The sequence below is a fragment of the Pedobacter sp. 10L46_2 genome (assembly GCF_056395165.1).
Genome location: NZ_JBFTIZ010000112.1, coordinates 12,710 through 24,329, shown reverse-complemented (window position 1 = coordinate 24,329; position 11,620 = coordinate 12,710). Strand labels below are relative to the sequence as shown.

The window sequence follows — 11,620 nt, the reverse complement described above, 5'->3', positions numbered from 1 at the left end:
ACCCAATAGTCAACTTTAAAAGGCCATACATATTGAGCCTTTAAAATAGCATTATTACTGCCCCTGGTTACAAAAAGTTTTGATCGGGTATATCTTTGCTCATCAGTCCCAACAACTTTATATGTTGTAAATACAGCATAGTAACCATCGGGGTGTATTACATAAGTTTCGGTAGTTTGATACCAGTCTTTATCCATAATAGTAGGTATGGAACATAGCGAATACCATTTGCCTGCATAAGACATTATATCAACTTTTTGTACTGGTATATTTTCCATAAGCCCCCCTATTTTTTCACTCGATTAGCAAATGTAAATTCTTTATCATAAAACCAGCAATAAAGAATAAAGTTTTAAAAACCATTTTTTAAACTCATGTATTTTTCTAACTTCGAAGGGAAGGTAACATATGTAAAAAACTATATTTATGAAGATAACGGTTGTAGGTGCAGGTGCCGTTGGCGCTACCTGTGCAGATAATATTGCCAGAAAAGAATTAGCTGAAGAGCTAATTTTACTGGACATTAAAGAAGGTTTTGCAGAAGGCAAGGCAATTGATATGATGCAAACGGCCGCTCTATTAGGCTTTGACACTAAAATTACCGGTGTTACCAACGATTATGCCAGCACGGCAGGATCTGAAGTTGTGGTTATAACTTCGGGCTTACCACGTAAACCGGGCATGACTCGCGAAGAGTTAATTGGAATTAACGCCGGCATTGTAAAAGGCGTTGCCGAAAATATCTTAAAACACTCTCCTGACACCATTATCATCGTGGTTTCGAACCCGATGGACACCATGAATTATCTCGCCTTAAAAACTTCAGGACTACCTAAAAACCGTGTAATAGGAATGGGTGGTGCTTTAGATTCATCAAGGTTTAAATATTACTTAAGTCAGGAATTAGGCTGTTCTCCAGCTGACCTGAATGCCATGGTTATTGGCGGTCATGGAGATACAACTATGATTCCTTTAATTAACCATGCCACCTGGAATAGCATCCCTGTTACTCAATTCCTAAGCAAAGAGCAACAAGAAAAAGTTGTTGCCAGCACCATGGTAGGCGGTGCTACTTTAACTAAACTAATTGGCACATCGGCATGGTACGCACCCGGTGCAGGTACTGCTGCAATGGTTGAAAGCATTGTACGCGACCAGAAAAAACTGATCTCATCCGGCGTGTTCCTTGAAGGAGAATACGGACAAAAAGATATTTCATTGGTTGTTCCGGTAATTCTTGGTAAAAACGGTGCCGAAAAAATACTAGATATTAAATTAAGTGATACTGAACAAGCTACATTTAACAAAAGTGCTGATGCTGTTCGTAACATGAATGACGTACTTTATGAAATGAAACTCGTTTAAACGAGGGTATACAGATCTGCTTAAATGAGACCAATCTCAATACCCTTAATATTAATAAGCTTACAAGACGACGGTTTCCACCTGCTGGTGGAAATTGTTGTTTTTGGACAAAAGTTATTTGCCGTTGTTGACACAGGAGCGTCCAGGTCAGTTTTTGACAAAACCTTTGTTAAAGAACACCTTAAGGAACTGGAACATAGCGAAGAGACACAGGCCACTACATTATTCTCTACCTCAAGTACATTGCAAGCGATAATACCGGCTATAAAAATTGGCAGCCTTGTATTAAAGGATTACGAAACAGTAGCACTGGATTTGGAAACCGTAAACCAGGCGTATGAGAATCTGGGCCACCCACCTATTATTGGAATTATAGGGAGCGATTTGCTCTTGAAATATCAGGCAGTAATTAACTATAAAAAGATGAAACTATTCCTTTATAAGTAAATATTTAAAATATTTCTTATAGGGATCAAACAGGGAGTTAATAGGGGGTTGATAGGGGCAATTCTCTATTAACTCCTTTTAGTATCCGTTTAAAAACCCTTGTTGTTTCTTATAATCTATTTTAAGGAAGAATCCAATTCCTCATAGATAAATGGCACCAAAAAATCGATTGGACAAAAAAAGAGGATGTATCATAATCATGACCATCCTCTTTTACATATTCTTGAAAGCTTAAAAATTAAGCATCAATTTTAGCATACTTAGCATTTCTTTCAATAAACTCTCTTCTTGGCGCAACATCATCGCCCATAAGCATAGAGAATGTATGATCGCACTCTGCAGCATTTTCAATTGTTGCCTGCATTAATGTACGCTTTGCCGGATCAAGAGTTGTGTCCCACAGTTGCTCCGCGTTCATCTCTCCCAAACCTTTGTAACGTTGAATATGTACGCTTTCTTCTTTACCAGCACCTTTTAAACGCTGTACGGCAGCATCACGTTGCTGGTCATTCCAGCAATATTCAAATTCTTTACCTTTTTTAACCTGATACAGCGGAGGAGCAGCGATATAAACATATCCGGCCTCTATTAAGGCTTTCATATACCTAAAGAAGAAGGTAAGAATCAAAGTGGTAATGTGAGATCCATCGATATCAGCATCCGTCATGATTACGATTTTATGATAGCGAAGTTTGGTAAGGTTTAAGGCTTTATCATCCTCTGGAGTACCAATACTTACGCCAAGAGCAGTAAACATATTTTTGATCTCATCATTTTCGTAGATCTTATGTTCCATTGCTTTTTCAACATTCAGGATCTTACCTTTTAGAGGCAGGATGGCCTGGAAGTTACGATCTCTACCTTGTTTGGCAGTTCCACCTGCGGAGTCTCCCTCCACCAGGTATAGTTCGCATTTTTCCGGATCGCTATCTGAACAATCGGCAAGTTTTCCAGGAAGGCCCGAACCTCCCATAACGCTCTTGCGCTGTACCATTTCACGAGCTTTACGCGCCGCAGCACGGGCAGTAGCGGCAAGAATTACTTTATTAACAATTGATTTAGCTTCTCTCGGATATTCTTCAAGGTAAATACCAAGGGCCTCACCTACTGCGATATCAACCGCACCCATAACCTCAGAGTTACCTAATTTAGTTTTAGTTTGCCCCTCAAACTGAGGCTCCTGAACCTTAACAGAAATTACTGCAGTTAAGCCTTCTCTAAAATCATCACCGGTGATTTCAAATTTAACTCCTTTAAGCAATCCTGATTTATCAGCATACGCTTTTAAAGTTCTGGTTAAACCTCTTCTAAAACCGGCAATGTGTGTACCACCCTCGTGTGTGTTAATATTGTTTACATAAGAGTGAACGTTTTCTGCATAGCTGTCGTTGTACTGCAAAGCAAGTTCAACAGGAATACCATTTTTGATTCCTTCAACATAAATTGGTTCAGCAATTAGCGACGGACGATTGCCATCAAGGAACTGAACAAATTCTTTCAGTCCACCTTCAGAATGGAAAAGTTCTGTACGGAAAGTTCCATCGTTATTTACTTCCCGCTCATCAGTAAGGGTTAATCTGATCCCCTTGTTCAAGAAAGATAGCTCTCTTAATCTTGAAGCCAGTGTATCATAACGATATTCTGTAGTTTGTGTAAATATAGTAGGGTCAGGCGTAAAGGTCACTATAGTGCCACGTTTATCGGTTTCGCCAATAGATTTTACTTCGTATAGTGGTTTACCAATATTGTATTCCTGTACCCAAATTTTTCCTTCTCTATGTACTTCTGCTCTTAAATGGGTTGACAATGCATTTACGCAACTTACCCCCACCCCGTGTAAACCCCCAGATACTTTGTAAGTATCCTTATCGAATTTACCACCGGCGTGTAGAACTGTCATTACAATTTCTAGTGCGGATTTCTGTTCTTTTGTGTTAATTCCTGTTGGAATACCACGTCCGTTATCTTCAACTCTTATCGAGTTATCTTCAAGAATATTTACATAAATGGTATCGGCGTGTCCTGCCAATGCCTCATCAATCGAGTTATCTACAACCTCATACACCAGGTGATGTAAACCTTTAACTCCTGTATCGCCTATATACATCGAAGGGCGCTTCCGCACCGCTTCTAAACCTTCTAAAACCTGTATATTATCTGCCGAATAATTTGAATTAGGATCCTTTTCTTCGCTCATATTTTTAAATAAAACAATTAGACTCAAATTTAACCATTTATGGCCAATTAACGGCAAATGTGGATAACTATTTGACTTAAAACAGCCAAAAAACATCCGAAAAAAAACAGTTCTTTAGGATACTAAATTTGAAATTTTATATTTGTTGAAATTTATCACTCAGAAATGGGCAAGAGGATAGGTTTATAACCCAGAAAAAACAAATTAAACACTAATGAAAACAAAATCAACATTAGGCAGTATAGCTACTGCTGTAGCCATAGTTTCTTTAATGGCATCTTGTCAGAACAAAGAAGAGAAGGCTGGCGCAGCTACTAAATCTGAGCCAACTACTGTTTCAAATAATGAGAAAATTGTTTACGTGAACTCTGATTCATTACTAACAAAATATCAGTATTTTAAAGACATTAAAGTAAAATTAGAAGCAAAATCTAAAACAGCACAAGCTGATCTTGGGTCAAAACAACAAGCGTTTCAACGTGAGGTTGCTGCTTACCAACAACAGGCAAATACTTTACCCGCTGATCAAAGAGCTAAAACTGAAGAAAGATTAGCACGTAAACAACAAGAATTACAGGCATATCAKCAAAATGCTGGTGCTGCACTTCAAACTGAACAAGCTACTGAAAACGAAAAACTTTACGATAAAGTTGCTGATTACTTGAAAGGTTATGCAAAAAAGAAAGGCTATAAAATGGTGTTGACTTACTCTAAAGGAAACAGTGCAATTTTATTTGCTGACGAAAGTTTAGATGTAACCAGTGAGGTTATTATTGGACTAAACGATACTTACAAACCAGCAACAAAATAATGCTGATTTATTAACATATATGTGCCCCGAATTATCGGGGCATTTTTTTTGCACCACGATTAATATGGACAAATTAAAAGAGCACGAGAAATTCATGAAGCTGGCGATTCAGCTTTCTGAAGAAAATGTTTTAGAAAAGATGGGTGGCCCTTTTGGTGCCGTTGTGGTAAAAAACGGGAAAGTTATTGCTAAAAGTGCCAATATGGTTACAGCAAGTAACGACCCTACAGCACATGCGGAGGTTGCTGCGATAAGACTGGCCTGTAAAAAACTTAAAACATTTGATTTAAGCGGATGTGTGATCTATACTAGTTGTGAACCATGCCCTATGTGCCTAAGCGCTGTTTACTGGGCAAGGATTGACACTATCTATTACGCAAATACAAAAATAGACGCAGCAGATATAGGCTTTAGCGACAAGTTCATTTATGATGAAATTCATAAATCTATGGCTGACCGTGTACTTCCTTTTAAGCAAATGCTTAGAGATGAGGCTCAAAGAGCCTTTAAGCTTTGGAGTAAAACTGCAGAGAAGACAGAATACTAATCTTTTCTGTAACTTGGAACTGCCTTGTCACGTCTTATACCAAACAGTGTAATGACAATGCCAAAAAACCCTGCAGAATGGACAATTACAAGCAAAAAGTAGAGATTGAACTGGAGTTTTGGAAAAGGGATATTCTTAAGAAACCATCTGCTTTGAGCAAGGTTACAGATGGTATTCAGAAAAAGATAAACACCTATATTCCCGACAAGGTTCATAATGCAATTACTGCTGCCATTAAGGGAATGACAAAGGCTGTTCTTTTTGGTTCTACTTATACTACTTCTTCCACCCCTCCAATGGGAATGAGTTTGATTCATAGGGAAGCGCTGGTGCGCGAAAAAATAGACGGTTACTGTAAAACCGGAGCTGCTGAAGGGGGGATAACCGGGGCCGGAGGTTTTTTAATGAGTATGGCCGACTTCCCAATTCTTGTTGGCATTAAAATGAAAATGCTTTTTGAAATTGCTGCTTTATATGGTTTCGATGTAAAGGATTTTCGGGAACGCTTATACATTCTTTACATTTTCCAATTGGCTTTTTCAAGTAAAGAAGGTGCCGCAAAGGTATTTCTGCATATGCAGGACTGGGATCAAAAATTAATTGTACTACCGGAAAGTTCTGACAATTTCGACTGGAAAACGTTTCAACAGGAATATCGCGATTATATTGATATTGCTAAGCTGGCTCAGTTGCTACCTGTAATAGGTGCCGCTGTTGGGGCGGTTGCCAATTATCAGCTGATTAAAAAATTAGGAAAAACGGCCACCCAGGCTTATCGGATGCGTCTGATAAAAAAGGAATAACTACTCTTCTTCTTCAAACATCCCCCCTATCAAATCGTCGGTTTCGCGCCTATCCTTTTTAGTTGGTCGGCCAGACCCTCTGTCTCTTTTTAATGCAGGAGCATGGAACATGGATTTGAATGCATGTGTTTCTTCGACCGGGGTGATGTCTTTGTATTTAGTTACGGCAATTTTAGATTCTACCCTGTTATACAAAAGTTCCACTACCTCTATTAATTTTTTTTCTATCCCTTTTGATACCTGGTAAACATCACCAGGTTTTACGATAGCAGATGGCTTAAGATTTTGACCATTAAATTTAACGCGACCTGCCTTACAGGCCTCTGTGGCTAAACTTCTGGTTTTAAATAATCTTATTGCCCACAAGTATTTATCAATACGTAATTTTTCCTTTTCAGTCATAAAAAATCAAAAATACATAAGAACCATCAGGAATTGATAAATACGAATAAAAAAAACAATAATTATATGGCAAAAAACAATGCGCTATACATAAAATTCATTTATTTTGTCAAAAAATAAACAAACAACATGATAGCAGAATTAAAAAAGTTAGTAGAAGCCGCTTGGGAAGACAGAACTTTATTAGAATATACGGAACATTGTGAAGCAATTGAAACCGTAGTTATGCAGTTAGATAAAGGTGAATTGCGCGTGGCTGAACCTATTCTAAATTCATGGGGTGTAAATGAATGGATCAAAAAAGCTGTTATTCTTTACTTCCCCATCAGACAGATGAAAGTAACTGAAACAGGACCTTTTGTGTTTCATGATAAAATGAAACTAAAAACCAATTATAAAGAACTTGGAGTAAGAGTAGTACCTGGTGCTAGTGCACGTTATGGCGCTTATCTGGCTAAAGGTGTAATTATGATGCCTTCTTATGTAAACATCGGTGCTTATGTAGATGAAGGTACTATGGTTGATACATGGGCTACTGTTGGTTCATGTGCTCAGATTGGAAAACATGTTCACTTAAGTGGTGGTGTTGGTATTGGTGGCGTTCTTGAACCGATCCAGGCTGCACCTGTTATTATTGAAGACAATTGCTTTTTAGGATCAAGAGCTATAGTTGTTGAAGGTGTTCGTGTTGAAAAGGAAGCTGTATTGGGAGCAAACGTAGTACTAACTGCATCTACAAAAATTATAGACGTTACCGGAAGCACTCCGGTTGAGTATAAAGGTATTGTGCCGGCTCGCTCTGTGGTTATCCCGGGAACTTATGCTAAACAATTCCCAGCTGGTGAATATCACGTTCCATGCGCTCTAATTATTGGCAAACGTAAAGAATCAACTGATAAAAAAACCTCACTTAATGATGCATTAAGAGAAAACAACGTTTCAGTATAAGAAGCTTAAATTTATATTAAGAGCCTGTATCATTATTTATGATCAGGCTCTTTCATTATAGCCTGATAGGTCTTTATGACTTGTTCTGCACAGTTTTTATTGCTGAACTTTTCGGCATGTACAAATCCTTTTTTGATCATGTTCTGCACTTCCTCTCCCCCCTTTAATATCTTTAACATACAATCTGCAATTTCAGCATAGCTATCAGGATTAACGTATAACGCGGCATCGCCACCTGCTTCTGGCAAACAACTAACTGAAGAGGTAATAACGGGCACGCCTACGCTTAAAGCCTCTAGTACCGGGATACCAAAACCTTCAAAATAGGAAGGATAAATCAATGCCTCCGACAGGCTATATATTGCTGGCAGATCCGCAGAGCTAATATCAGAAAGAAAGATTATTTTACTGTTCAGGTTATTTTTTTCAATGAAACTGTCAACCTCGTTTTTATATTTACCACTCCCCTTTCCAATCACAATTAAATTAACTGCTGTATCCTTTACTAACATTTGAACCGCTTTACAGACATTGAGCAGGTTCTTTCTTTCTATAATAGAGCCAACGGAAAGGAAAAACTTTTCTGGCAGGCTAAATTTATCAGCTACTAATCGCTTATGATTGTCCGAAATTGATGGGTTAAAGCTGTTATCGCAACTTTGGTAACAAACATCAATTTTATTTGGATCTGTTTGATAAAAGTCTACGATATCTCTCTTGGTTTGCTCACTAATTGCAATTACCCTGTCGGCATACTGGCAGGCATGTTTAAATTTTCTTCGATAGATTTTAACATCTAAAGGGTTATGCTGTTCAGGGAAGTGTTCATAAATCAGATCGTGTATGGTAACTACCGACTTAATAGGTGTTTTATTTATACCTACCGGAATTTCGTGACTTAGTCCATGATAAAGCTCGATACCAAGATCCAGTAAATCCTTTATCATCCATTTGCTCCTCCATAAGGATGAAAGTTTGCGGGAGAAAAATCCTTTAGGTAAAACCTGATGTATATTATTATTTTCTAGTGAATATTTTTTTGAAGGTTTAGGGTTTAACAAAAAATATTCATTATTAGGATAAAGCCGGGACAGGTCCTGGATCAATGTCCTGCTATAGTTCCCTAACCCTGTATTATTATGATAGGCTCTCTTTGCATCGAAGGCAATTTTCATATCACATTTAAAATTGAGGCGAAATATACAACAAATTAAAAACTGAGGTCAATAAAAAACGAAATTTGCCTACTTTTATAGACTAAAAGAAACTCATATATGTTAAATGATCAGATTAAACAGGCGCTGACTGTACTAAAGGATGGTGGTATAATCCTTTATCCTACCGATACAGTATGGGGTTTGGGCTGTGATGCTACCAATGAGCAGGCTGTAGAAAAAATAAATGCCATCAAAGGACGCAGCAATGATAAGAGTTTTATCATTTTATTAGATACTGATGCTAAACTGCAGAGCTATGTTACCGAAATCCCTGATGTTGCCTACGATTTGATTGAATATGCTGAAAGTCCGCTAACCATTATTTTTTCAGGAGCAAAAAACTTGGCAAAAAATGTAATTAATGTTGATGGAAGCGTAGGTGTAAGAGTTGTGAAACATGATTTCTGTGAACAGTTAATACAACGCTTCCGTAAGCCCATCACCTCCACTTCTGCCAATATATCCGGAGAACCTACTCCAAAGTTTTTCGATGAGATAAGTGATGAGATTAAGGATGCGGTCGACTATATTGTTGACTGGGAGCAAGACTTAAACGTTGATAGAAAACCATCAACTATAATGAAATTAGCTCCCGGAGGACAGTTTTCCTTTATTAGAAGGTAAGTTTTACTACTTTTGCAAACTCAGTAATGGAAAAACACCTACAACATCCTGTTTTTAAAGTTCTTGCAGGGATAGCTGCGAAACACAACATTGAAGCTTATGTTATTGGCGGGTATGTACGCGATATTTTTTTGCAAAGGCCATCAAAAGACATCGATATAGTTGTACTTGGAAATGGAATCAATTTTGCCGAATTAGTTGGTGCACAACTGAAAACCAAAGTAGCTATTTTCAAGAATTTCGGTACAGCAATGCTTAAATTTCAGGATCTGGAAATAGAATTTGTAGGTGCAAGAAAAGAATCTTACCGCGCAAACTCACGCAAGCCAATTGTCGAAAATGGTACAATTGAAGATGACCAGCTCAGACGCGATTTTACCATAAATGCGCTGGCAATTTCTTTAAATAAAGATAATTACGCAAGTCTCATAGATCCTTTTAGCGGTATAGAAGATCTTAAGAATAAATTAGTCAGAACTCCTCTGGATCCTGAACTTACTTTTTCTGATGATCCTTTGCGTATGATGCGTGCCATTCGCTTTGCCAGTCAGCTTGGTTTCACTATTGATGAAGCTGCAATAAACGCTATCAAAAAACAAAAAGAACGTATCAGTATCGTTTCAAAGGAACGTATTACTGATGAACTTAATAAAATTATTCTATCTCCCTTACCCTCAATAGGCTTTAAGTATTTATTTGATACCGGTTTATTGCACCTGATATTTCCTCAAATGGCCAACTTATATGGCGTTGAGATCATTAAAGGGAAAGGGCATAAAGATAACTTTTACCATACCTTGCAGGTTCTCGACAATATTTGCACCGTAACTGATGACCTGTGGTTGCGCTGGGCTGCAATTCTACACGATATTGCCAAACCGGCGACAAAACGTTTTGAAGAAGGTCATGGTTGGACTTTTCATGGCCATGAAGATAAAGGCGCACGCATGGTACCTCAAATCTTTGGTCAGCTTAAACTACCTCTTAATGAAAAGATGAAGTATGTTCAAAAGCTGGTCCAACTACACCTACGCCCTATCGTACTGGCACAGGAAGTAGTAACCGACTCAGCAGTTAGACGGTTATTGTTTGATGCTGGAGAGGATATTGAAAGTTTGATGTTGCTCTGCAATGCTGATGTAACGACCAAAAATGAGTACAAGGTAAAAAAGTATAGAAACAACTTTGAATTGGTTAAGCAAAAGCTCAAAGATGTTGAAGAGCGCGACAAGATCAGAAATTGGCAACCACCAATTTCAGGAAATGACATTATGAAGGTATTCGGCTTGGGAGCAGGAAAAGAAGTGGGAATCATCAAAAACGCCATTCGTGAGGCCATTTTGGAGGGAGAAATAACCAACTCTTACGAGGAAGCTTTACAGTTTATGCTTAAAAAAGCAAAGGAACTGGGGCTTTTACCAGTAACTCATTAATACAATTATATAAAGTATATTTTATTTTTTAATTTTATAGCTAGAAAATAAGCTCAAATGGCAATTTATAGATTTAGAATAAGTTTCGAAGATTTCGATGAAGTAGTAAGGGAAATAGATATTAAATCGACCCAAACATTTGAAGATTTACATAAAGCAGTTCACCGCTCAACCGGTTATTCTGCCGAAAAATCTTCTTCCTTTTTTGTGAGCACAGATAATTGGATAAAAGGCGATGAAATAGCCTATTTGCCTAATCAGCGTAAAACTGATCGGGGCGTAGCATTAATGGAAAATTCCAAATTAAGCAGCTTCATTGAAGACCCGCATCAAAAATTCTACTACATATATAATTTTGACCGCCCCTTTGATTTTCATGTTGAACTGATAAAGATCATCCTGGAAACAGATCCTAACATCGAATATCCATACCTTGTTAAAAGTACTGGAGAGGCCCCTAAAATTATCGACAAGAATAATTTTGGATCGGTTGCCGTATCTTCAAATCCGGTGTCTACAGATTTCGATTTCCTAAATGAAATGGATTTTGTCCCTGAAGACACGGATGAAATCGAAGCAATGGGTGGCAGAGGAATTAACACGGAAGAGAAGGATGAGGATGCTGAAGAGGAATCGGAAGACGGAGCAGATGAATTCTCTGATAATGACAACTACGAAGACGAAGAATACAATAGCAAAGAGGATTATTAGTGCCGGCTATGGCATCAGGTAAAACTTTAATTGTTATTGTAGGCCCAACTGCAATAGGTAAAACTGCCTTAGCTATCGAAATAGCTAAGCAGTTTTCTACCGAAATAATTTCTGC

At 37.9% G+C, this 11,620-nt stretch carries 14 protein-coding genes; 10 read left to right on the top strand and 4 right to left on the bottom strand.

Annotation, left to right across the window (positions count from 1 at the left end; genetic code table 11):
• Window positions 1-278 (bottom strand): lipocalin family protein (locus AC1DDX_RS13890; protein WP_477622166.1); only part of this gene is annotated, 278 nt, incomplete at its 3' end.
• A gap of 148 nt (window positions 279-426) precedes the next feature.
• On the opposite strand from AC1DDX_RS13890, the gene mdh reads away from it, so the two are divergent.
• Window positions 427-1,365: a malate dehydrogenase gene (gene mdh, locus AC1DDX_RS13885; RefSeq protein WP_172661215.1), complete on the top strand. Its 939-nt coding sequence runs from the start codon at window positions 427-429 to the stop codon at window positions 1,363-1,365.
• 24 nt (window positions 1,366-1,389) lie between these two features.
• The gene (locus AC1DDX_RS13880; RefSeq protein WP_172661216.1) at window positions 1,390-1,812 is read left to right on the top strand and encodes a retropepsin-like aspartic protease; all 423 of its coding nucleotides are present in this window, start codon (window positions 1,390-1,392) and stop codon (window positions 1,810-1,812) included.
• A gap of 238 nt (window positions 1,813-2,050) precedes the next feature.
• Here the strand turns inward: AC1DDX_RS13880 and gyrB are convergent, their stop codons facing one another.
• Window positions 2,051-4,009: a DNA topoisomerase (ATP-hydrolyzing) subunit B gene (gene gyrB / locus AC1DDX_RS13875; RefSeq protein ID WP_172661217.1), complete on the bottom strand. Its 1,959-nt coding sequence runs from the start codon at window positions 4,007-4,009 to the stop codon at window positions 2,051-2,053.
• 214 nt (window positions 4,010-4,223) lie between these two features.
• Here gyrB and AC1DDX_RS13870 point away from each other — a divergent pair, with 214 nt between their 5' ends.
• The 3 genes from AC1DDX_RS13870 to AC1DDX_RS13860 all read left to right on the top strand — a co-directional run bounded on the left by AC1DDX_RS13870 (window position 4,224) and on the right by AC1DDX_RS13860 (window position 6,170).
• Entirely contained in the window at window positions 4,224-4,820 is a 597-nt protein-coding gene (locus AC1DDX_RS13870) for an OmpH/Skp family outer membrane protein (protein ID WP_477622165.1), read from the top strand.
• Between the two features lie 64 nt (window positions 4,821-4,884).
• A complete protein-coding gene (locus tag AC1DDX_RS13865) occupies window positions 4,885-5,367 on the top strand; it encodes a nucleoside deaminase (protein ID WP_172661219.1) in 483 nt (160 codons plus the stop codon).
• 77 nt (window positions 5,368-5,444) lie between these two features.
• Window positions 5,445-6,170 carry an EcsC family protein gene (locus AC1DDX_RS13860; protein WP_288884128.1) on the top strand — a complete coding sequence of 242 codons (726 nt, stop codon included), beginning with the start codon at window positions 5,445-5,447 and terminating at the stop codon, window positions 6,168-6,170.
• Here the strand turns inward: AC1DDX_RS13860 and AC1DDX_RS13855 are convergent, their stop codons facing one another.
• On the bottom strand, window positions 6,171-6,572 hold the full coding sequence (locus AC1DDX_RS13855; protein WP_172661221.1) for an RNA-binding S4 domain-containing protein: 402 nt from the start codon (window positions 6,570-6,572) through the stop codon (window positions 6,171-6,173).
• 129 nt (window positions 6,573-6,701) lie between these two features.
• Between AC1DDX_RS13855 and AC1DDX_RS13850 the strand changes: the two genes are divergently transcribed.
• A complete protein-coding gene (locus AC1DDX_RS13850; RefSeq protein ID WP_048907289.1) occupies window positions 6,702-7,520 on the top strand; it encodes a 2,3,4,5-tetrahydropyridine-2,6-dicarboxylate N-succinyltransferase in 819 nt (272 codons plus the stop codon).
• A gap of 32 nt (window positions 7,521-7,552) precedes the next feature.
• Here the strand turns inward: AC1DDX_RS13850 and AC1DDX_RS13845 are convergent, their stop codons facing one another.
• Window positions 7,553-8,695 (bottom strand): glycosyltransferase family 4 protein, encoded by a 1,143-nt coding sequence (locus AC1DDX_RS13845; protein ID WP_337717151.1) that lies wholly within the window; start codon window positions 8,693-8,695, stop codon window positions 7,553-7,555.
• Window positions 8,696-8,794: 99 nt separating this feature from the next.
• Here AC1DDX_RS13845 and AC1DDX_RS13840 point away from each other — a divergent pair, with 99 nt between their 5' ends.
• From AC1DDX_RS13840 to AC1DDX_RS13825, 4 genes are all read left to right on the top strand, one after another.
• The gene (locus AC1DDX_RS13840; protein WP_172661223.1) at window positions 8,795-9,361 is read left to right on the top strand and encodes an L-threonylcarbamoyladenylate synthase; all 567 of its coding nucleotides are present in this window, start codon (window positions 8,795-8,797) and stop codon (window positions 9,359-9,361) included.
• Between the two features lie 26 nt (window positions 9,362-9,387).
• Window positions 9,388-10,794: a CCA tRNA nucleotidyltransferase gene (locus AC1DDX_RS13835; protein ID WP_288884133.1), complete on the top strand. Its 1,407-nt coding sequence runs from the start codon at window positions 9,388-9,390 to the stop codon at window positions 10,792-10,794.
• A 57-nt stretch (window positions 10,795-10,851) separates the two neighbouring features.
• Window positions 10,852-11,505, top strand: coding sequence for an IS1096 element passenger TnpR family protein (locus AC1DDX_RS13830; protein WP_172661225.1), 654 nt, complete (start codon window positions 10,852-10,854; stop codon window positions 11,503-11,505).
• Window positions 11,506-11,513: 8 nt separating this feature from the next.
• Window positions 11,514-11,620 (top strand): isopentenyl transferase family protein (locus AC1DDX_RS13825; protein WP_477622168.1); only part of this gene is annotated, 107 nt, incomplete at its 3' end.

Coding starts and splice junctions, on each gene's coding strand:
- AC1DDX_RS13835 (WP_288884133.1), top strand. CDS start 9,388: ATGGAAAAACACCTACAACATCCTGTTTTTAAAGTTCTTGCAGGGATA.
- AC1DDX_RS13830 (WP_172661225.1), top strand. CDS start 10,852: ATGGCAATTTATAGATTTAGAATAAGTTTCGAAGATTTCGATGAAGTA.
- AC1DDX_RS13850 (WP_048907289.1), top strand. CDS start 6,702: ATGATAGCAGAATTAAAAAAGTTAGTAGAAGCCGCTTGGGAAGACAGA.
- AC1DDX_RS13845 (WP_337717151.1), bottom strand. CDS start 8,695: ATGAAAATTGCCTTCGATGCAAAGAGAGCCTATCATAATAATACAGGG.
- AC1DDX_RS13880 (WP_172661216.1), top strand. CDS start 1,390: ATGAGACCAATCTCAATACCCTTAATATTAATAAGCTTACAAGACGAC.
- AC1DDX_RS13865 (WP_172661219.1), top strand. CDS start 4,885: ATGGACAAATTAAAAGAGCACGAGAAATTCATGAAGCTGGCGATTCAG.
- AC1DDX_RS13860 (WP_288884128.1), top strand. CDS start 5,445: ATGGACAATTACAAGCAAAAAGTAGAGATTGAACTGGAGTTTTGGAAA.
- AC1DDX_RS13840 (WP_172661223.1), top strand. CDS start 8,795: ATGTTAAATGATCAGATTAAACAGGCGCTGACTGTACTAAAGGATGGT.
- gyrB (WP_172661217.1), bottom strand. CDS start 4,009: ATGAGCGAAGAAAAGGATCCTAATTCAAATTATTCGGCAGATAATATA.
- AC1DDX_RS13855 (WP_172661221.1), bottom strand. CDS start 6,572: ATGACTGAAAAGGAAAAATTACGTATTGATAAATACTTGTGGGCAATA.
- mdh (WP_172661215.1), top strand. CDS start 427: ATGAAGATAACGGTTGTAGGTGCAGGTGCCGTTGGCGCTACCTGTGCA.